This window comes from Tamlana crocina, from assembly GCF_012037625.1.
In genome coordinates, this window is record NZ_JAAVJS010000401.1 from 1 (window position 1) to 387 (window position 387).

Annotated in this window: 1 pseudogene; it reads right to left on the reverse strand. The window is 36.2% G+C overall.

From position 1 onward, the window contains the following. Window positions 1-277: pseudogene (locus HC176_RS17315) on the reverse strand (AsmA family protein); the annotation flags it as partial. Window positions 278-387: the final 110 nt, after the last annotated feature.

The following is a 387-nucleotide window of genomic DNA, read 5'->3' on the forward strand; positions in this document are numbered from 1 at the left end:
ACATTTGCAGGATCACCTCATCGCTAATTGCCAAAGTATCTCCCTCAAAAGGCGCATTATTGATGACGCTTATATTTTCGATCCCCAGAGTAGCATCGGGGAAATTCCTGAAGATGCTAAGATCAATATCAGCAAAAGCCACCTGTGCATTTAAATTTTTATTGATAGTGTCCTGCACCAGCTCTTTCAACTGTTTTTCAAAAATGAAAGGAGTAAGGAATAGCAACAGGAGGATCACTCCCAGTATAATTCCGAATATTTTTAAAAACTTTTTCATTACAGATATTTTTTAAGTTTCATCCCCTTTAAAATAAGGATTTGGCCCTAGGTTTTGAGGAGGAGTACATTGTTGAAACTCTTTCCTTCAAAGTTAAGAGTATGTTATTT